The organism is Pseudomonas sp. B16120 (assembly GCF_044218845.1).
Taxonomy (GTDB): Bacteria; Pseudomonadota; Gammaproteobacteria; order Pseudomonadales; family Pseudomonadaceae; genus Aquipseudomonas; species Aquipseudomonas paracarnis.
In genome coordinates this window covers 3,854,189-3,874,022 of record NZ_CP162588.1, presented here as the reverse complement: position 1 = coordinate 3,874,022, position 19,834 = coordinate 3,854,189, and the positions used below count along the sequence as shown (strand labels likewise).

At 62.4% G+C, this 19,834-nt stretch carries 20 protein-coding genes; 12 read left to right on the top strand and 8 right to left on the bottom strand.

What is annotated here, in order from left to right; all coding sequences use genetic code 11:
* The first annotated feature begins 33 nt into the window (after positions 1-33).
* Positions 34-1,359, top strand: a complete 1,326-nt coding sequence (locus AB4P90_RS17835) for an MFS transporter (RefSeq protein ID WP_020302353.1) — start codon at positions 34-36, stop codon at positions 1,357-1,359.
* A 109-nt stretch (positions 1,360-1,468) separates the two neighbouring features.
* Positions 1,469-2,173, top strand: a complete 705-nt coding sequence (locus tag AB4P90_RS17830) for a YebC/PmpR family DNA-binding transcriptional regulator (protein WP_003192227.1) — start codon at positions 1,469-1,471, stop codon at positions 2,171-2,173.
* A gap of 122 nt (positions 2,174-2,295) precedes the next feature.
* On the opposite strand, the gene AB4P90_RS17825 is transcribed toward AB4P90_RS17830, so the two are convergent.
* On the bottom strand, positions 2,296-3,594 hold the full coding sequence (locus AB4P90_RS17825) for a protein kinase (RefSeq protein ID WP_395605200.1): 1,299 nt from the start codon (positions 3,592-3,594) through the stop codon (positions 2,296-2,298).
* Positions 3,595-3,631: 37 nt separating this feature from the next.
* Positions 3,632-4,726, bottom strand: coding sequence for a cell division protein ZapE (gene zapE / locus AB4P90_RS17820; RefSeq protein ID WP_395605199.1), 1,095 nt, complete (start codon positions 4,724-4,726; stop codon positions 3,632-3,634).
* A 190-nt stretch (positions 4,727-4,916) separates the two neighbouring features.
* On the opposite strand from zapE, the gene AB4P90_RS17815 reads away from it, so the two are divergent.
* The 7 genes from AB4P90_RS17815 (at position 4,917) to AB4P90_RS17785 (ending at position 11,233) form a co-directional block, all read left to right on the top strand.
* Complete coding sequence (locus AB4P90_RS17815) at positions 4,917-5,408, top strand: spore coat U domain-containing protein (RefSeq protein WP_093114405.1); 492 nt, start codon at positions 4,917-4,919, stop codon at positions 5,406-5,408.
* A complete protein-coding gene (locus AB4P90_RS17810) occupies positions 5,402-5,947 on the top strand; it encodes a spore coat protein U domain-containing protein (protein WP_395605198.1) in 546 nt (181 codons plus the stop codon). The genes AB4P90_RS17815 and AB4P90_RS17810 overlap by 7 nt, the downstream gene beginning before the upstream one ends.
* A gap of 18 nt (positions 5,948-5,965) precedes the next feature.
* A complete protein-coding gene (locus tag AB4P90_RS17805; protein ID WP_003192220.1) occupies positions 5,966-6,508 on the top strand; it encodes a spore coat protein U domain-containing protein in 543 nt (180 codons plus the stop codon).
* 2 nt (positions 6,509-6,510) lie between these two features.
* Entirely contained in the window at positions 6,511-6,999 is a 489-nt protein-coding gene (locus AB4P90_RS17800; RefSeq protein WP_014718968.1) for a spore coat U domain-containing protein, read from the top strand.
* A gap of 26 nt (positions 7,000-7,025) precedes the next feature.
* Complete coding sequence (locus AB4P90_RS17795; RefSeq protein WP_072433893.1) at positions 7,026-7,814, top strand: molecular chaperone; 789 nt, start codon at positions 7,026-7,028, stop codon at positions 7,812-7,814.
* A gap of 72 nt (positions 7,815-7,886) precedes the next feature.
* The gene (locus AB4P90_RS17790) at positions 7,887-10,235 is read left to right on the top strand and encodes a fimbria/pilus outer membrane usher protein (RefSeq protein ID WP_014718966.1); all 2,349 of its coding nucleotides are present in this window, start codon (positions 7,887-7,889) and stop codon (positions 10,233-10,235) included.
* Between the two features lie 77 nt (positions 10,236-10,312).
* A complete protein-coding gene (locus AB4P90_RS17785) occupies positions 10,313-11,233 on the top strand; it encodes a spore coat U domain-containing protein (protein ID WP_014718965.1) in 921 nt (306 codons plus the stop codon).
* On the opposite strand, the gene AB4P90_RS17780 is transcribed toward AB4P90_RS17785, so the two are convergent.
* Both AB4P90_RS17780 and AB4P90_RS17775 read right to left on the bottom strand, forming a co-directional pair.
* Positions 11,230-11,967 (bottom strand): anti-sigma factor, encoded by a 738-nt coding sequence (locus AB4P90_RS17780; RefSeq protein ID WP_014718964.1) that lies wholly within the window; start codon positions 11,965-11,967, stop codon positions 11,230-11,232. The two genes, AB4P90_RS17785 and AB4P90_RS17780, sit on opposite strands and share 4 nt — an antisense overlap.
* Entirely contained in the window at positions 11,964-12,470 is a 507-nt protein-coding gene (locus AB4P90_RS17775) for a sigma-70 family RNA polymerase sigma factor (RefSeq protein ID WP_014718963.1), read from the bottom strand. The genes AB4P90_RS17780 and AB4P90_RS17775 overlap by 4 nt, the downstream gene beginning before the upstream one ends.
* Positions 12,471-12,637: 167 nt before the next feature.
* On the opposite strand from AB4P90_RS17775, the gene AB4P90_RS17770 reads away from it, so the two are divergent.
* Positions 12,638-13,720, top strand: a complete 1,083-nt coding sequence (locus AB4P90_RS17770; protein WP_395605197.1) for a catalase family peroxidase — start codon at positions 12,638-12,640, stop codon at positions 13,718-13,720.
* Positions 13,717-14,256: a cytochrome b gene (locus AB4P90_RS17765; RefSeq protein ID WP_395605196.1), complete on the top strand. Its 540-nt coding sequence runs from the start codon at positions 13,717-13,719 to the stop codon at positions 14,254-14,256. Before AB4P90_RS17770 ends, AB4P90_RS17765 begins: the two co-directional genes overlap by 4 nt.
* A 51-nt stretch (positions 14,257-14,307) precedes the next feature.
* Here AB4P90_RS17765 and AB4P90_RS17760 read toward each other — a convergent pair whose 3' ends face one another.
* A complete protein-coding gene (locus AB4P90_RS17760) occupies positions 14,308-15,459 on the bottom strand; it encodes a M14-type cytosolic carboxypeptidase (protein WP_014718961.1) in 1,152 nt (383 codons plus the stop codon).
* A 465-nt stretch (positions 15,460-15,924) separates the two neighbouring features.
* Entirely contained in the window at positions 15,925-16,218 is a 294-nt protein-coding gene (locus AB4P90_RS17755; RefSeq protein WP_014718960.1) for a DUF6124 family protein, read from the bottom strand.
* A 187-nt stretch (positions 16,219-16,405) separates the two neighbouring features.
* Here AB4P90_RS17755 and AB4P90_RS17750 point away from each other — a divergent pair, with 187 nt between their 5' ends.
* Positions 16,406-17,041, top strand: a complete 636-nt coding sequence (locus AB4P90_RS17750) for a LexA family transcriptional regulator (protein ID WP_014718959.1) — start codon at positions 16,406-16,408, stop codon at positions 17,039-17,041.
* Here AB4P90_RS17750 and AB4P90_RS17745 read toward each other — a convergent pair.
* Both AB4P90_RS17745 and AB4P90_RS17740 read right to left on the bottom strand, forming a co-directional pair.
* Positions 17,038-18,963 carry an acetyl/propionyl/methylcrotonyl-CoA carboxylase subunit alpha gene (locus AB4P90_RS17745; protein WP_032902817.1) on the bottom strand — a complete coding sequence of 642 codons (1,926 nt, stop codon included), beginning with the start codon at positions 18,961-18,963 and terminating at the stop codon, positions 17,038-17,040. The two genes, AB4P90_RS17750 and AB4P90_RS17745, sit on opposite strands and share 4 nt — an antisense overlap.
* Positions 18,960-19,766, bottom strand: coding sequence for a gamma-carboxygeranoyl-CoA hydratase (locus AB4P90_RS17740; protein ID WP_014718957.1), 807 nt, complete (start codon positions 19,764-19,766; stop codon positions 18,960-18,962). Before AB4P90_RS17740 ends, AB4P90_RS17745 begins: the two co-directional genes overlap by 4 nt.
* Positions 19,767-19,834 lie beyond the last annotated feature (68 nt).

The following is a 19,834-nucleotide window of genomic DNA, read 5'->3' as shown; positions in this document are numbered from 1 at the left end:
GCCGGCACACTCACACCTGAGGTCAGAACCACCATGAATATCCCTATGGGTAGCATCAAGCGTTGGCGCGTGCAGATTTTTGCCATCACCTGGCTGGCGTATGCCGCGTTCTATTTCACCCGCAAAGCGTTTTCAGTGGCGAAGCTGGGGATCGGCGACGACCCGAGTTTCCCCCTCGACAAAATGATGATGGCCAACCTGGATGGCCTCTACCTCGCCGCGTATGCCGTAGGCCAGTTCACTTGGGGCATGCTTGCCGACCGCTTTGGACCACGGGTGGTGGTGCTCGGTGGCTTGCTGATTTCCGCAGGCGCAGCGCTGGTGATGGGCACCTTTGCCACCTTGCCGATCTTTGTTACCTGCATGTTGGTACAGGGCTTGGCCCAGTCCACTGGCTGGTCGGGGCTGTGCAAGAACCTCGGCAGTTTCTTCCCGGCCCAGCAGCGGGGGCGGGTGCTGGGGTTATGGAGTTCGTGTTACGCGTTCGGCGGATTGGTCGCGTCACCGTTTGCCGGTTGGTGGGCCTATACGCTGATCGGTAGTTGGCATGCGGCGTTTATTTCCAGTGCCGCAGTGGTAGCGGTGGTGGCCGTGCTGTTCTTTATGTTCCAGCGCAATACCCCGCAGGATGTGGGCTTGCCGGCAGTCGAGCCTGAGCCGGTGCTGAGCGCCGAGCAGTTGGCCGCCCAGCAGCGCGTCAGCGTACTCGAACCCCTGCGCGCGATCCTGCGTAACCGCACAGTGTTGACCCTGGGGCTGGCGTACTTCCTGCTCAAGCCGGCGCGCTACGCGATTCTGTTGTGGGGGCCGGTGATCGTCTACGAGCAGATGCCGTCGGTGGGCAAGGTCGGCGCCGCCATCGTGCCCACCGCGTTTGAGTTGGCTGGTTTACTGGGGCCAGTGTTGATCGGCCTGGCCTCCGACAAACTGTTCGGCGCCCGGCGCATGCCCGCCTGTGTGCTGAGCCTGTTGGCGCTGACGGTTGCCCTGGCGCTTTTCATGGGCGCGCTGCACACCGGCAGTGTGGTGCTGGTGATGACGTTGCTGTTTGTCATGGGGCTGACGCTGTATGGGCCCGACTCAATGATCAGCAGCACGGCGGCCATCGACTTCGGCACCGCCAAGGCCGGCGCTACCGCCGCGGGTTTTGTGAACGGCTGCGGTTCGGTGGGGGCGATTCTGGGTGGTTTGCTGCCAGGCTATTTCGATACCGTGACGGTATTTATCGTGTTTGCCGGTGCGGCGCTGTTTTCTTCGTTGGTGCTGATGCCCTATTGGAATGCCAGGCCCGCCGTACTGGCCCAGGCGGGGGATTTTGTGCCGGACCGCAATGCGGTGATCAAACCCTTGCGCACCTGAGTACCCTGGCCGGTTTTTTGGTGGAACGAAGCGTTCTCGCGCTATAAACTCTGCCCCCAAAGCGCCGGCCAGTAGACGTTTCGGCGCGATGGAAATAAGAGAGTAAGTCATGGGCGCACAGTGGAAAGTCAAACATAAAGAAGCGGCAGCCAATGCCAAGGGCAAGATTTTCGGCAAGCTGGTGAAAGAAATCACCATCGCCGCCCGCAACGGCGCCGATACCGCGACCAACGCGCACCTGCGCCTGGTGGTGGAACAGGCCAAAAAAGCCTCGATGCCCAAGGAAACCCTGGACCGCGCAATCAAAAAGGGCGCCGGTCTGCTCGGTGAGACCGTGCAATACCACCGCGTGACCTACGAAGGTTTCGCGCCGCACCAGGTGCCTTTGATCGTCGAGTGCGTGACCGACAACATCAACCGCACCGTGGCGGAAATCCGCGTGGCCTTCCGCAAAGGCCAACTGGGCGCTTCCGGTTCGGTGGCCTGGGATTTCAACCATGTGGGCCTGATCGAAGCATCGCCGGACACGCCGGACGCTGATCCGGAAATGGCCGCTATCGAAGCGGGCGCCCAGGACTTTGAAGAGGGTGAAGAAGGCGCCACCTTGTTCATCACCGAAACCACCGACCTGGATGCTGTGCAGAAGGCCTTGCCGGAGCAGGGCTTCACCGTGCTGTCGGCCAAGCTGGGTTATATCTCCAAGAACCCGGTCAGCGGTTTGACCGATGAGCAGATGGCAGAAGTCGAGGCGTTCCTGGAAGGCCTGGACAACCATGATGATGTGCAGGATATGTTTGTCGGCCTGGCGGGCTGATGTTTATCTGAGTACACGCGGTCAACCTGTGGGAGCGGGCTTGCTCGCGAATGCGGTGTGACAGTCAACAGATGTATTGGCTGTTCCACCGCATTCGCGAGCAAGCCCGCTCCCACATTGGTTTAGTGGTGTTGCATAGATTCGAGCAAGACCTCAATTTCTTCAAAGCCCGGCCGCGCCAGCACATCCGGCTGGCAGCAGCGTTGTTGCAGTGCCTGCAAGCCTTCGTCACTGGCCTCAACCCGCGCCAACAATTCCCCCAGCAACACTCCGAACGCGCGCACTTCAATACGCTGCAGCGCACGGGTTTCCAACGTGTCCGCCGTGGCATGGAAGGAGGCCGCGCCAAAGTCTCCCAGCAAGCAATCACCTTCTGCGTTCCACAAAATATTGTGACCATACAGGTCACCATGGGTAATGCCGTGCCGATGCAGGTGCGCCGCCACCGAAGCAATGCCCCGCGCCATGCGCAGTGCCACGTCCAGGCTGAAACGGGTGGTGGGTGCGTAGACATCCCGCGTGCACGACGCCAGGCTCGGCAGGGCTGCGAGGTTGCGGTAACTGGGGTCGATCAGCTCCATCACCAGGGCGGCCTGGTTATCGGGATGGCCGACGACGCGCCCTTCAACCTTGATCAGGTTGGGATGCAGGCCGGCAGCGATGCAGGCTTGCATTTCATGCAGCGGTGAACCGTCGCTGGTGATGGTGCCCTTGTACAGCTTGACCGCGACTGGCAACGCATGGGGTTTCCACAGCGCCTTGCGAATAATCCCCGAAGCGCCTTCGCCCAGGACTTCGCCCATTTCCAGTTCCTGCCAGGCGATGTTCGGCGTCGCCTCGTCAGCGCTTACCTGCACGGCCATTTCCACCGGGTTGCCGGCGTAGGCCAGCCAGGTCAGGCTCGGCAGGGTCAGCAGCCACTGCGGCAGGTGGGTGAGGCGGTTGGAGGCGATGCGGATCAACTCCAGGTTTTGGCACTGGGCCAGGCTTGGCGGCAGGTCGGTCAACTGGTTACCGGCCAACATCAACTTTTGCAGTAACGGGCGCTGACCCAGTTCATCGGGCAATTGGCGGATGCAGTTGTCGGTGAGGATTAGCCAGCGCAATTGTGGCGGCAGGGCAGCGGCGGCTACCTGGCTGATCTGGTTGGCCTTGAAGCCGATCATGCTCAGCTTGGCGCACTGGCCCAGGCATTGCGGCAGTTCGGTAAAGGCGTTGTCCGAACAGAACAGCACGCGCAGGTTCGTCAGGCGGTGCAGGTCGTCGGGCAAGCTGCTCAGGGCGTTGCCGGTGAGGTTGAGGATTTCCAGCGAGTCGGCCAGTTCGAAGATTTCCCGGGGAAACTCGGTCAGCCCGCAGGCCAGGTCCAGGCGCGTAACGCCAGCCAATTGGCCAGCCTTGAGTTGGGCGAGGGTATTCATGCAGGGCGCGGTGCTCGGAAGAGGGCGTAAAAGGCGCTCATGATAGCGGCTCGGACGCGGTTTGCGGGCACAGCGTCTGCAATTGGCGCAGGCGACTGGCGGTGCGGGCGAGGTCGATGGCTTGGCCTTCCAGGCATTTATCCAAGGGCTGATGGCCGATCAGCGTCACTTGCTTGTCCTGGTCGTAGAGCACGTCTACCAGATTGATAAAGCGCTGTTGCACGGCGATGGGGCATTCGGCCAACTGCGGCAGGCCGTCGATGATCCAGTGGTCGAAGTCCTGGCACAACAACAGGTAATCCATGACCGCCGTGAGTTGTTCGCACAGGTCATTGAAGGTGAACGCGATGGTTCGTGCCTGATGGCCTCGGCACGTTAACTGCCGAGTGCCGACCTTCAGGGTTTGCGCCGGGCAATCTGTGGCAGGCAGGCCCAGGCTTTCACGCTGTCCAGCGGTACCTGGCCAGACGTACTGGCCGCCCGTGAAGCGCTGTTGCGCGTGGGCCTGGGCCAGGCTGCGAAAGTCCTGAGGCGCACTGACTTCCAGCACCTCCATGCGCGCGGCGATCAGCTCGATCACCGGTTTGAAACGCTCGTGATACAGCGGATTGGGCAGCAAGCCTTCGGGTGGGTAGTTGGAGGTCACCAACACCAGCACACCGCGCTGGAACAGGGCCTTGAACAAACGGCTGATGAGCATCGCATCGCCGATATCGTGCACATGGAATTCGTCGAAACACAGCACTCGGCAGCCGGCCAGCAGCTCGTCCAGCGTGACGCCCAGAGCATCATCATGTCCGCGGTGCAGGAACATGCCTTGGTGCAGCCGGGCGAAGAAAGTGTGGAAATGCACACGTTGCTTCTCGGCGATGGGCAGTGCCTGGAAAAATCCATCCAGCAGCCAGCTTTTGCCACGCCCCACCGGGCCATGCAGGTACAGGCTGCGCGTGGTCTGGCCGTTGAGCAGGTGTTGAGCTTCGCGATTCAGGGCGGTAATCGCCCGGATTTGCCCATCACTGAGGGTATAGCCCTGTTGTTCGGCCTTTTTTTGAAAATACGCCGGGATAGGCGAGGCGTCCGAGGCGTCGGTTTTTTTACCCAGCAGGCGCTGGAGCAGGGCAAGCACGGCCAAGAATAAACACTCTGTATTACGGTGGTCGCTCACTGTAGGACGCCCGATGCCATTTGACCAATAGTGAAGGGCCCCAAGCCTTGCAAACTGGCACTTTCGCGTTAACTGGCTAACCTCATACACAGTTGTCACCCCTGTATAAGGAATTGGGGCTGTGAAGGGACCGGCGGTATTGGCTGTCATGGGCACGATGCTCTGCAACACGGTGTTTGCTGCGCAACTCCAGGTGCAGGTGCGCATCGACGTGCAGCGGGGTTGCCAGTTGGTGGGCACCACCCGCAATGCGGGCATCGAGCAACTTGGCGTATTGGATTTCGGCAGCGGCCCGCGTCTGGATGACCCGGCCGGCCCCCTGAGTGCGGCCCTGATCAGCCAGCGCCAGCCGCGCCTGGAATGTAACCCCGACACGCCTTACCAAATGCGCGTTGACGGCGGCCTGCATGGCGGCGCCGGCGAAGTGCGTTATCTCGCCAATCCGGCGCCCTCCAGCCGGCCCATTCCCTATCGAATCTATGCTGACGCCGCGCGGCTGATCCCCTTGCCGGTGGACGTGCCGATCAGTGGCCGCGTGCCGGACACTGGCTCTGTCGACCTGCCGCTGTATGGGCGCATCGAACCGCTCAAGGACATCCCCGCCGTCGGCCGTTATTCCGACCTGCTCAAGGTCACGGTCACATGGTAAGCCGCTACCTGGCCGTGACGGCCCTGGGTGGCCTGCTGTTGCTGGCGGATGACGCGCAGGCGGCGGTGGTCAACGGCCAGGTCCACGCGCGGTTGGTGATCACCGCCAGTTGCGAAGTGAGCAAGGGCGTGGAAACCGCGCCGGTCACGCCCGAAGGCGGCACCGCGCTGTTGGACTTTGGCAGCCAGGGGCCGACCTGGAACGAGACCTTGGACGCGGCGATCTCCGATGGCGACAAGGCGCCGCTGTCGGTGTCGTGCAATCCTTCGGTGGTCAGCAGTTTCACGGTGACCATCGACGGGGGTGCTAACGGCGACGGGACCACGCGACGCCTGAGCAATGGCCGCCAGACCATTCCCTATCGACTGTCGGCTGACCCCCAGGGGCACAGTGCCTACAGGATCGGCCAGCAACGCAATTTCGTCGTGACCCAGGGCACCCAGGTACCGATCCCGGTATTCGGTTCCGTGGTGGCGAATACCAGGGCCCTACCGGCCGGCCTCTACACAGACACCCTGACGGTGACTCTGGATTGGTAAACCATGAGGATGGATATCATGCATGTACTTGTATCGCGAATCGGCCTCTGTGCCCTGGGCCTGGGGCTGGCGTCCAGCCTGAACGCGGCGACCACGGTGACCGGGCAGATCAGTTCCAGCCTGACCTTGATCGCCAGTTGCCAGGTCAACGGCTCCGGGGCGGCCACCGGGTTGAATTTCGGTAGCTTGAACTTCGGCACCACCAACAGCCTGTTTACCAATGCCGACGCCCAGCTGCTCGGCGGCACCGGTACCGGCGGGGCGTTGTCGATCCTGTGTTCGGCTGGCACCGCGCCAACGATCAAGGTGCGTGCCGGCGCCCACGACGGTGCTTCCCCCGGTGGCACCCGTGCGCTGGCCGATGGCGTGGGTAACTTCGTGCCCTACGATTTCTACACTGACAGCGGGCGTTCAGCGCTGTTGGCGATTGACGGCGTGGTGACCCTCGCCACCAGTACCGGCGTGGCGCAGACCGTCAACCTTTACGGCCGGGCGGTGGGCAAGGCGGGACTGCCGGCGGGCACCTACACCGACACCGTGGCCGTGGAACTGACGTTCTAACGATGTGGCCCAGGGTGTTGCTCGCCATCGGCCTGGCGATACCGTTGCCGCTGTCGGCGGTGGTCAACCAGAGCTTCCAGGTGAGTGCGACCATCACGCCGGGCTGTCTGATCGTGGGCGGCGGCGCCAACTACGGCACCTTGGCCTACGGCAGCTATTCGGCCCTGGCCACCAGCACGGTCACAGCGGCTCTCACTGGCGGCGTAACCCTGCAATGCACACCGGGCGTGGCCCTGAGCATGAGCGTGGATGGCGGCCTGTACAGCAGCACCGGGCGCAATTTGCAGCTCAACAGTGGCAGCGCGCGGGTGGCTTACCAATTGTTTCGCGATGCGGCGTTCAGCCAGAGCCTGGGGATCAACCAGAGCGTCAGCGTGACCTACAGCGATGCGAGCAACATCAGCCTGCCGATTTACGGGCGGGTGGTTTTACCGGGCAATCAGCCTGGGGGGACGTACAGCGACACGCTGCAGGTGCAGCTGACGTGGTAGGGCTAACGGTTTTAAGGAGGGGTGTCATGGGTTGTGCTTTGCGACGGTTATGGACCGCGGGTTTCGCCTTGGGGGCGTTGTGCTCGGCAGGGTTTGTACAGGCGGCCAGTTCGGTGCTGATCTGGCCCATCGACCCGGTGCTGGAGGCTGACCAACAGGCCAGCGCGCTGTGGCTGGAGAACCGTGGCACCGAGACCGCCAACCTGCAGATCCGCGTGTTTGCCTGGAGCCAGAATGGCTTTGACGAGCAGTACCAGAACCAGCGCGATGTGATCGGCAGCCCGCCGGTGGCCAAGATCGAGCCGGGCCAGAAGCAACTGGTGCGCCTGACCCGCACCCGGGAAGTGCCGCCGGGGCAGGAGTTGGCCTATCGCATCATCATTGATGAAATCCCCTCGGCGTTGCAGGTGCCGGCGCCGCCGGAGGGCAAGAACACGGCGGCGGCGATTCGCTTTCAGATGCGTTATTCGGTGCCGCTGTTTGCCTACGGCGCCGGCTTGTGGAGCAAAGATGACGCTACCCGGCAGCGCGATCCCAAGGGCGCGGGCAAGCCGCAGTTGAGCTGGCAAAAGGTCAACGTGGCAGGGCGCAACTACATCGAGGTGCGCAACCAGGGCGCCGTGCATGCGCGGCTTACCGATGCGTCATTCAAACAGGGCGGGCAGACCCGGCCGTTGGTAGAAGGCTTGCTCGGCTATGTGCTGCCGGGCGCGAGCATGCGCTGGCCGGTGCCGGATGCCGTATCGGCCGACCAGCCGTTGCAGGTCAGGGTCAACGGCGCGCCGCAACTGGAGAGCCTGGCGCCCAAGCGCTAACCGTTATGTAGCGCAACGGGCACACGCCCGGGTTTTCACAGGATGGAGATGTCCATTGAAGGACACAACGCCATGGTGAGTCGTGGTTGGGCTCGGGTTTTATGGCCGTCGGTGGCAGTGGCAAGCGGGCTGTGGGGCGCAGCGATGGCGGGCGACTTACCGCCGCCGCCCGGCAGCATGGAGGCAGTTGCCGATGCACAGCTGTTTCTGGAACTGGTGGTCAACCAGATGGACACCGGCCGCGTCATCGCGGTCGAGCAGCGCGCCGGCCAGCTGTTTGTGCCGGCCAGCGCGTTGCAGGACGTGGGCATGAAACTGCCCGGTGAGCCCGTCGGCAGTGTGGCCCTGGACCAGGTGCCGGGCCTGCACAGCGACTACGACAGCAACGGCCAGCGCCTGCTGCTGGATGTGCCGCCTTCCTGGCTGCAGGAACAGTTCATCGGCAACCGCAATACCTATCCGCGTACCCAGGCCATGAGCAGCTTCGGCGCCTTGCTCAACTATGACGTGTATTTCAATGACACCGACGACGGCGGCAGTTACCTCGCAGCGTGGAACGAAGTGCGGCTGTTCGACACCTGGGGCACCTTGTCCAACACCGGGCAACTGCGCCAGACCCTGTCCGACGGAGTCAGCGGCGGCACCCTCAACAATGGTTACCGACGTTACGACACCACCTGGCGTTTCTCCGACGATGAGCGCCTGCTGACCTACGAGGCTGGCGACGTGATCAGCGGTGCGCTGCCCTGGAGCAGTTCGGTGCGCCTGGGCGGGGTGCAACTGTCGCGGGATTTTGCCGTGCGCCCCGACCTGGTCACGTACCCCTTGCCGCAGTTTGCCGGTGAGGCGGCGGTGCCGTCGTCGGTGGATCTGTTTATCAACGGCTATAAATCCGACAGCGCACAGTTGCAACCCGGCCCCTACACCCTGACCAACATCCCGTTTATCAACGGTGCCGGCGAGGCCGTGGTGGTCACTACCGACGCCCTGGGACGCCAAGTGTCGACCACGGTGCCGTTCTACGTCACCAGCACCTTGCTGCAACAAGGCTTGACGGATTTTTCGCTGGCCGCCGGTACCTTGCGCCGTGACTACACCCTGCGGGACTTCGGCTACGGGCCGGGCGTGGCCAGTGGCACGTTCCGCTACGGCTATTCCGATAACCTGACCCTGGAAAGCCACGCCGAAGCCTCCAGCGACCTGACCCTCGGCGGGCTCGGCGGCAACCTGCGCCTGGGCAACTTCGGCGTGCTCAATACCGCCCTCAGCCAGAGCCAGTTCGACAGCCGCACGGGCCAGCAACTGAGCCTCGGTTACCAGTACAACAGCACGCGCTACAGCTTTATGTACCAACGGGTGGAGCGCCGCGACGACTACGCCGACCTGACTCTGGTCGATACCCCTTACGCCAGCCTCAGCAAGCGCAGCGAGCAGGTGACCCTGAGTCTCAACCTCCAACGTTTCGGCAGCCTGGGCCTGGGTTATTTCGACGTGCAGGCGGCGGACGACTCGCGCACGCGCCTGCTCAACCTGAGCTGGAGCAAACCGTTGTGGCGCAACACCAGCTTTTATCTGTCAGCCAACCGCGAAATCGGTGACAGCAACTGGGCCATGCAGGCGCAACTGGTCATCCCGTTCGACCTCAACGGCAGCCTGGCCTTGAGTACCGAGCGCAGCAAGGACGGCGCCAGTCGCCAGCGCATCAACTACAGCCGCGCGGTGCCCAGCGAAGGCGGGGTGGGCTACAACCTCGGCTATGCCCAGGGCGATGCCCCCAGCTATCGACAGGCCGACCTGACCTGGCGCTTGCAGTCGGTGCAGTTGCAGGCCGGCGTGTACGGCAGCAGCGAGGCCATGACGCGCTGGGCCGATGCCAGCGGCTCACTGGTGTGGATGGGCGGCGAAACCTTTGCCGCCAACCGCATCAATGACGCCTTTGTGGTCGTGAGCACCCAGGGCTTTGCCGGGATTCCGGTGCGCTACGAAAACCAGCTGGTGGGCCAGACCGACCGCAACGGCCATTTGCTGGTGCCGTGGAGCAGTGCCTATTACCGCGGCAAATACGAGATCGACCCGTTGAACCTACCGGCGAATGTGCAAAGCCCCAATGTGGAACAGCGCGTGTCGGTGCGCCGAGGCAGTGGCTACCTGCTGGAATTCCCCCTGCGCCGGGTGCTCGCTGCAAGCATCACCCTGGTGGACCGCCAGCATCAGGAGTTGCCGCTGGGCAGCCTGGTGGTGCACGAGCAAAGCAACACCCAGGCGGTGGTCGGCTGGGATGGCCTGGTGTACCTGGAAAACCTCAGCGCCCACAACACCTTGCAGGTCACTTTGGGACAGGGCCGCACCTGCCAGGCAACCTTCGATATGGACGAGCAGCAACAGGACGTGCCCTTGATCGGGCCATTAGTGTGCCAATGAGGGATTGAACAGGGAGTGTTCAGGTGAGGGGCAGCGTAGGGTTGTATGGCGTGGGTTTGTTGTTTTGCGGGCAGGCCATGGCGGCGTGTTCGGTGGTGTCCACCGTGCCGGCCAGTTTTGGTTCGATCAGTTCGATGACGGTGCGCACCGCCGCGCAAACCAGCTCTACGGCCAACTCAGGGTTGAGTTGCACCTCGGCGCTGATATCGCTGCTGGTGTCCACCGACCATTTTTACGCCACGATCACCTCGCCCCAGACCGGTATGGTCGGGCCGACCGGTGATGTGATCAGCTACACGATTTATGGCAACAACAGCACCAGCTATCCCATCACCCGTGGCAGCCAATTCGATTTCGGCGGCGCTGGCGGCATCGCCCAGAGCATCGGCCTGATCGCCGGGCCCGGCGCGAAAACTGTGCCGTTGTACCTGAGCAGCATCACTGGCAGCAACGTCGCCGCCGGGGTGTACACCGAGACATTGAGCATCGCCTGGGTGTGGAATTATTGCTCGGGGATCGGCCTTGGCGGCATTTGCCTGGGACGTGACATTGGCAGCGGCACGGCGTCCCTGACCGTCAGCATGACCGTGACCAACGATTGCCAGATCACCGCCCCGAATATCAGCTTCGGCAGCGCGCCGGTGGTCAGTGGGTTTAGTGCGGTGAGCGGGCAGACCATCAACATCGCCTGCACCAAGGGCAGCGCCTATACCGTGGGCTTGAGCGATGGCCAGAACCCGGTGAGTGTCGGCGGCCGGCGGCGCATGGTTTCCGGCGGCAATTACCTGGCCTATGACATTTTCAAAAGTGCCGGCACCACGCGTTGGGGCAGTGTCGGCGCGGCGCGGCGGGCCAGCTCCACGGCCGAGGTCAATCCCGGCAACGGCTTGGGTAATGGCAGCCAGGTGTACAACTACAACGCCAAGGTCTACACCGACCAGCCCACGCCGCCGGCTGGCACCTATCTGGATAACGTGGTGCTGGACGTCGGTTTCTAGAATGGCGTCTGCAACGCGGCGGCCTGATCCACCGGGCTGACCATCGCGTAGTTGTAGCCGCCGCCCGACCAGTAGTCGGCCTGCAAGCCATCGGCACTGCGGCTGCCGCGAGGCAGGAAACCGTTGTTCGGGCCCGGCGGGCGGATATAGAAGCTGATGCGCCGGCCTTGCGCGTCCTGGTACAGCACCATGGCTGCCGCGCCTTGGTCGGTGGTGAGCAGGCGCCCGCTGACCGGCTTGAAACCGGCTTGGCTCAGGTCGGGCAGGCGATGGGCCTGGTTGAAATAACGGTCGAGCCAGGCCTGCATGGTGCCAGGGTCCTGAGCGTTGTAGTCGGCAGGCATGATGCCGTCCTGGGCAAACAGGCGGTAGGCCTGCATGGCGTCGGTCATCGGCAACAGCGGCGGCTGGGTGGCTTCACGGGCGTGCCAACCGCCAACCCCGCCGAGGCTCACGGCGATCAGCAACAACGCCGCCGTGGCCAAGTGCCGACGGGACTGTTTCTTGATGCGCTGGCGAATCAGCGCCGGGTCCAATGCCGGGTTGTGCGGCTGTTGCAGGGCGCCGCTCAACGACGCGCGCAGCAACTGCGCATCTTGTTGCCAGGCCTGTACCCGGGCCGCCACTTCGGGGTGGCTGGCCAGCCAGGTTTCAAGCACACAGCGATCAGTGTCCGGCAATTGGTGATCGACGTAGGCATGTAAATCGCGTTCGCTGGGGGGCAGGCTGATCATTTGAGTCTCCGCAGGGCAGGGCCGGCCATTTCGCCATCGCTGAGCTGACGCAACGCTTGGCGTGCGCGGGACAGGCGTGACATTACGGTGCCGATGGGCACCTTGAGGATCTCGGCCACTTCCTTGTAGCTCAAGCCCTCGACGGACACCCACAGCAACAGGGCGCGCTGTTCGGTGTTCAGTTGGTCGAAGGCTTGCAGGGTGGATTGGGCCAGCACCGTGCGTTCTACCGAAGGTTGCACGTCATCGCGGCCGGTGAAGAATTCGAGCATGCGCGCATAGCGGCGGTTGCGGCGGTGGGCGTCGAGGAACTGCCGGTAGAGGATCGAAAACAGCCAGGCGCGCAGGTCGCCCTCGATACGTTTATCGGCCCAGGCGACGATCGCGCGCTCCAGGGTCGATTGCACCAGGTCATCGGCGCTGCTGCTGTTGCGCGTCAGGGACACGGCAAAACGCCGCAACCTGGGGATGAGTTCGCGTAACTGTTCGTCGAGTTCATGCATGGGTGTCTGGCTGATCACTACGCTGGGACTAGAGAGACGTTTGGCGTTGAAGGTTATTCCCCGTCCCGCAAAATAAATCCAGGGCCTGGGAATAGAGCCCATCGGCGTTCGTCTTAATGCTCCGACCTTATGTTTCAGCCTGAGGCCTCTGGCCCTGGAGTTCCTGCATGGTAGATCACTCATCACCACCCCGTCCTCCCTTGAGCACTGCGAGCCTGATCGCACGACTCGCCGGCATCGGTGCCGTGGTTGCGGTTGTTGCCGGCGCATTTGCCTACGTCAATGGCACGCTCGACCCACAACGCCTGCGGCCAAAAACCTTGGTCAATGCCCTGGAAACCAATAACGGCGTGCATTCGGGTTTTCGCCGTAACCATGCCAAGGGCGTATGCGTGGCGGGTTATTTCCAGAGCAGTACCGAGGCCCGTGCCTATTCCAGCGCCCAGGTGTTCAGCGAGGCCAAGACCCCGATCATCGGCCGGTTTGCCTTGCCCAGCGGCAACCCCTACGCGCCGGACAGCAGTGTGCCGATTCGCAGTTTCGCCGTGCAGTTCAGCCAGGCCAACGGCCAGCAATGGCGTACAGGGATGAACAGCATGCCGGTGTTCCCGGTGGGCACGCCCGAGGCGTTCTACCAGTTGCTCAAGGCCGGCGCGCCAGACCCGGCCACTGGCAAGCCGAACCCGTCGAGCATGCCGGCTTTTTTTGCCGCACACCCGGAGACAGCGCCATTCTTGGCCTGGGTCAAGACCGCCAGGCCATCGGCCAGTTATGCGACTGAAACCTATAACGGCATCAACGCGTTTTACCTGGTGGCTGCCGATGGTTCGCGCCAGGCCGTGCGTTGGGAGGTGGTGCCCCAGAGCCAGGATGCGGCGGGTGATACCGCACCTGCTGGCAGTGACTTCCTGGAGCAGGATTTGGTGCGACGCCTGGCTGCCGGGCCCTTGCGGTGGCAGTTGAACATGACCCTGGCCAACCCCGGCGACCCGCTGGACGACGCAAGCAAGACTTGGACCGGCGCGCACAAGGTACTCAACGCCGGCACGTTGGTGTTGCAAAGCAGCCAGCCCCAGGCAGACGGTGATTGCCGCGATATCAACTTTGACCCGTTGATTCTGCCCAGTGGTATCCAAGCCTCCGACGACCCCTTGCTGGCCGCACGTTCGGCCGCGTATGCCAGTTCGTACCTGCGCCGCGCCGGTGAAGTCAGCCCGTTGCACAGCGCCCCTCAGGAGTCGAAGCCATGAATGCTCAACCACGGTTCTTTGCGTCCTTGGCGCGCGTGTTGCACTGGCTGATGGCGTTGATGATCATCGCCATGCTGTTTATCGGCGCGGGTCTGGCGGCGTCGGTGTCGGAGCGCCATGAGTGGCTGATCCACCTGCACAAGCCGCTGGGCATTGCGATTCTGGCACTGGTGATCGTGCGCCTGGCGGTACGTTTTTCCACCCGTCAGCCGCCGTTACCAGCGGATTTGCCGGTGTGGCAGAGGCTGGCAGCCAAGGCCTCTCATGTGCTGTTGTACGCGTTGATGCTGGTGTTGCCGCTGCTGGGTTGGGCGATGATTTCAGCGGCCGGTGACCCGGTGATGCTCAGTAGTAACCTGCAACTGCCCGCGCTGCTGGGGGCGAATGCGCCGTTGTTTGCGTTGTTGCGCAAGGCTCACGGTTATTTGGCCTATCTGCTGTTTCTCACCGTGCTGGTGCATCTGGCAGCCGCGTTATTCCACGGTTTGATCCGCCGCGATGGTGTCTTGCAAAGCATGACCGGCAGCAAGGATTGACCGCTTCTGGTGGCGAGCAAGCTCGCTCGTCACCAGAGCTCGCCTCAGGGGTTAGCGCAAACGCCCGACGATATCAGCGACGCTGCTCAAGACGTCCTTGCCCAACTGTTTCGAACGATCGCCTGACCAGCCAGTTCGCAGGTTGGGTGCGTCGTCGTTGTCCTTGAAAGGCATTTCCAGGGTCAGGGACAGGCAGTCGTACTTTTCCCCCACCGCGTTGCAGGCCAGGGTCATGTTGGCTTGGCCAGGCAGGTCGCGGGTGTAGCCGTGGGTGGTCTGGAAGTCTCGGGTCAGGTGGCTCAAATGGCTGCGGAAATGTTTTTCCAGGGCTTCGATGCGCGGCGTGTAGCCGGGGTTGCCTTCGCAGGCTGCGGTGAACACGTAGGGGATTTCTTCATCGCCGTGGATGTCGAGGAACATATCCACGCCGTATTTTTCCATCTGTTGCTGGACGAACAGGACTTCCGGGCTGAGTTCCTGGCTGGCGCTTTGCCATGCGCGGTTAAGGTCCTGGCCCATGGCGTTGGTGCGCAGGTGGCCATGGAAGGCGCCATCCGGGTTCATGTTCGGTACCAGGTACAGGTCTGCGACGGCCAGCAGTTTTTTCAGTTCGTCGTCGCCGTCCTTTTGCAGGCGCTCAATCACGCCCTCCATAAACCACTCGGCCATGTGCTCGCCGGGGTGCTGCTGGGCGATGATCCACACCTTGCGCCGGCCTTCGATCCCTTTGCCACGGCGCAGCAGTTGGATATCGCGGCCTTCAGCGCTCTTGCCGGTGGCTAGCAGGGTGACCCCGGCGTACTTCAGGGCTTGCTCGATCAACCAGTCATGACGTTCACGGCTGTAGGGCTCGAAGTAGGCAAACCAGGCGTACTTTTGCCGGGTCTGGAGGGTGATGTGCAGGATCTCGCCATCAAAGCGCGTCGGTACCCGGAACCAGTTGATATGGTCATAGGACGCCACGGCGTTGTAACCGCTCCAGGCATGCTTGTAGGACGAGCGCCCTGCGTTGCTCAAGCGAAAGGTGTGGGTGTGCCCCACGTGCATGCCTTCGGCCTTGAAGTGGAACCATTGGTAGTGATCGCTGCGGGTGTCGGGATTGATTGCCAGCAACAACTGATAAGCGTCGCTGGCATCCAGGACCTGGATGTTGCCGCTGTCGAAGTCGGTGCTGATCTTGATGGAGGTCAAGGCCACGGTCATAGTCTGGTTGCCTGAATATGAGTGATGTGGCGGCTATCTTACACAGGCGTTCGGTAAAACCTGGATGCAAAAATTGTTGCAGGGGGAGGGGGCGTCATCCCTGACGCCGCCGCAGCTTAGAGTCTATGAGATTGATTCTCAAGCGCTAATTCGCAGAGATACGCGCTAGAGCACTCGGACGACTTTCGTTGGGCGATAGTCTTTTGCTACCATGCGCGGCATCAAGCAACACACAGTCTTCATTAGCCTGAAGCCACGCCAGGAAAACTGGCAAAAAAAAGACCCGGCCAAAGAGCCGGGTCAAAAACCGTGATTAGCCTGATGAGGAGATATTCCAAGAGTCCGACCTAAGGTCTCTTGGTCTATCGACTGATCTTGCGATCAGCTGAGCCCAATAATAATCATTATCATTTGCAAGTCAAATGTTTTTATCCGTGGGATAGAAATATTTTTCTTTCATGCCTGCTACGCGTTTGCCGCCGCTCTGGGCGCTTGCAACGACCGCTCCACCATCGCCTTCGCCATATCGATCAAATACACCACTGAAAACGCCAGGTCGCGTTGGTTGCCCTGATGGCTGCACGCCGACTCGTAGGCGGTTGCCGCTGCACTGCGCAACAGGTCCGAGGCGTGTATCAGGGCTTCCTCCTGGCTGACATCGGATTTGATCGCGAACATGGCCCCGTCCGAATCCGGCGTCGACCGATTTTCTTTCAAGTAGTAGTCCAGTGCGCGCTGGGCTGCGCCACTGTTGCACATGTCGTTTACTTCAGTCAGTTCGGATGTGTCGGGCGTTGGGTGTGTGCGGGTCGTCATAAGCGGCAGTACTCCGGTGGGTGTCGAAATCCTTGGGCTTGATGATAGTACGTATCGTATTCCTGTCGTTTTATGGATTACTACAAACTGTTTATTGCCCGCAAAAATGGGCGCCGTATTGTGATGCGCCATGGATAACTGGATAGCGTTGGTCAAAGCCAACATGAAAGACCGCAAGGTCACGCAGGATGAACTGGCGCAGCGCCTGGGGATGTCCCAGGGCGGCATCGGCCATTGGCTCAATAAACGCCGCGTGCCGAGCCTGGCGGACATGAACCGCGTGCTGGCCGAACTGGGGTTGGGGTATTTGGAGGTGGCGCTGGAGATTCGTGAACGGGCCGCGCAAGTGCCTGAACGGGAAGCGCACTACAACCCGTATTTCCGCTACCCGGTCAGCGACTGGAAGCAGGCCTGCGAGCTGCGTGAAGAGCGTGCGCCTTATAGCACCGAGCGCTACGAATTGACCGATTACCACGCCCGAGGCGAGGCATTCTGGCTGCCGGTGACGGGAGACGCCATGACCGCCCCCACGGGCATGAGCATTGCGGCTGGCATGATGATCCTGGTTGACCCGGCCATCGCGCCCGAGCCCGGCAGGCTGGTGGTGGCCCAATGGGCTGGCACCCCCCAGGCCACCTTTCGCCGATTGCAGGAAGAAAGCGGCCAGCACTACCTGGTGCCGCTCAACCCCACTTACCCCAAGGTGCTGCTCACCGACGGCTGCCGCCTCCTGGGTGTGGTGGTGCAAGCCACGGCGAAGTTCTAGCCGGCCGTTTCAAGCTCCACCAGCGCGCTGCCTTCTGCCACCATTTCACCTTCCTGGCAGAACAGCGCCTTGACCACCCCGGCGTGGGGCGCCCGGATACTGTGCTCCATCTTCATGGCTTCGAGCACCACCAGTTGAGCGCCGGCTTCAACAGTTTGGCCCACCTCCACAAGTACTCGCACGATGCTGCCGTTCATCGGTGCGGTGAGGCCGCCCTGATGAGATTGACTGGCCTCGACCGCCGCAATCGGGTCGAACAGGCTGACGGCATGCATCTCGCCGTCCCAACGCAGGTACAGGCTGCCTTCACTGCGCACCGCCAGATGAGCACGGCGCACGCCCTGATGTTCAGTCAGCAACTGTTCGCCGCATAACTGAGACGGTTGCCCGGTCAGTGTCACCAACCGATCCTGCCCATTGCAGCTCAGGTGCAGCGACACCTCGGCAGGCAGGCCCGCACGAAAGCCCTGGCGATTGGCCCAAGGCCCGTCACCCGCCGGCAAGCTCTGCATAAACGCCGAGCCCGCCGCCTGCCAGAACTCATCGCTCAAGGCCCCTGGCGTCGGCAACAGCTCATCCTGATAGCGCGGGATAAACCCGGTGTCCAACTCGGCGGCGGCAAACGCAGGGTGCCCGATGATGCGCCGCAAAAAGCCCAGGTTGGTCTTGAGCCCGCCGACCGCAAACTCATCCAGCATGCTCAATAAGCGCAGGCGCGCCTGTTCGCGGTCTTCACCCCAGGCAATCAACTTGCCGAGCATCGGGTCGTAGAAGGGCGACACGCTGTCGCCTTGCTCGACGCCACTGTCCACGCGGCGTCCAGGGCCCTGGCTGGACTCGCGGTACAGCGCCAGGTGCCCAGTGGCGGGCAGAAAGTCATTGGCCGGGTCTTCGGCATACAACCGCACTTCAATTGCATGACCGTTCAACGCGACCTGCTCTTGCGTGATCGGCAGCGCCTCGCCCTGGGCAACCCGGATCTGCCAGGCCACCAGGTCGAGGCCGGTAATCGCTTCGGTCACCGGATGCTCCACTTGCAACCGCGTGTTCATCTCCATAAAGAAAAACTCGCCACGGGCATCCAGCAAAAACTCCACCGTACCTGCGCCCACATACCCGATTGCCTGGGCAGCGCGCACGGCTGCTTCGCCCATGGCCCGGCGTTGCTCAACACTCAGGCCCGGCGCCGGTGCTTCTTCCACGACCTTTTGATGACGCCGCTGGATCGAGCAGTCGCGCTCATTGAGGTACAGGCAATGACCTTGCTGGTCGGCAAACACTTGGATCTCGACATGCCGCGGCTTGAGCAGGTATTTCTCCACCAGCATCTGCCCGTTGCCGAACGACGACAGCGCCTCACGCTGGGCGGAGGCCAAGGCTTCGGCCAGTTGGCTGACGTCCTCGACCACCTTCATACCCTTGCCACCGCCGCCCGCCGTGGCCTTGAGCAGCACCGGGTAGCCGATACGCTCACAGGCGGCGCGGAAGGTCTCCAGGTCCTGGGCCTCGCCGTGATAACCCGGCACAAGGGGTACGCCAGCCGTTTCCATCAAGGCCTTGGCCGCGGATTTGCTGCCCATGGCGTCGATGGCCGAGGCGGGCGGGCCGAGGAAGATCAAGCCTGCCGCCTCGATGGCTCGGGCGAAGCCGGCGTTTTCTGAAAGGAAGCCGTAGCCGGGGTGAATCGCCTGGGCGCCGCTGGCGTGGGCGGCGGCAATCAGCTTGTCGATTTGCAGGTAACTGTCGGTGGCTTTGCTGCCGCCCAGGTCGACGCGGATATCGGCTTCACGGCTATGGCGGGCATCGCGGTCGATGGCGCTGTGCACAGCCACGGTGGTCAACCCCATGGCCTTGGCGGTGCGCATGACCCGGCAGGCGATCTCGCCACGGTTGGCCACCAGAACGGTGGTGAGTGTGCTCATGAGCGTGGCTCCTGATTTTGCCAACTTGGCGCACGCTTTTGCAGAAACGCGCGCAAACCTTCCTGGCCCTCGGCGCTCACCCGAATACGCGCTATGGCATTTTCGCAATAGCGTCGCAATGCGGGGGTGAGGGCACCGTTGCCCACTTCGCGCAGCAAATCCTTACTGGCACGCATGGCCGCCGGGCTGTTTTGCAGCAGGTTGGTGACCCACAGGTCCACCTGTTGATCCAGGCTCTCGGCCGGATAACTGTCCGCCAGCAAGCCGATCTCCCGTGCGCGCTGGCCGCCGAACCGCTCGGCTGTCAGTGCATAACGACGGGCAGCGCGTTCGCCGATGGCCTGCACCACGAACGGGCTGATCACCGCCGGCGCCAGGCCGATACGCACTTCCGACAGGCAGAACTGCGCATCATCGGCACCGATGGCCATGTCACAGCAGCTGATCAGGCCCAGCGCGCCCCCGTAGGCCGCACCTTGCACCACCGCCAGCGTGGGGATTTTCAGCTTGGACAGGTTGTACATCAGCTCTGCCAGTTCCCGGGCGTCGTCCAGGTTGGTGTGGTAGTCCAACTCGGCCGATTGCTGCATCCAGGCCAGGTCGGCACCGGCGCTGAAGTGCTTGCCGCGCCCGCGCAGTACCAGGAAGCGCAGGGACGGGTCGCCTTGTACGCGGTCAAGGGCCAGGATCAGCTCGCGGATCATCTGCGCGTTGAACGCGTTGTTCTTGGCTTCGCGGCTGAGCCACAGCGTGGCAAAGCCACGGCGGTCAGTGATCAGTTCGAGGGTGTTGAAGTCGCTCATGCAAGGAGCTCCGAAATAATGAGAGGCCTCCTGTAGGAGCGAGCTTGCTCGCGAAGATCGTCAACGAT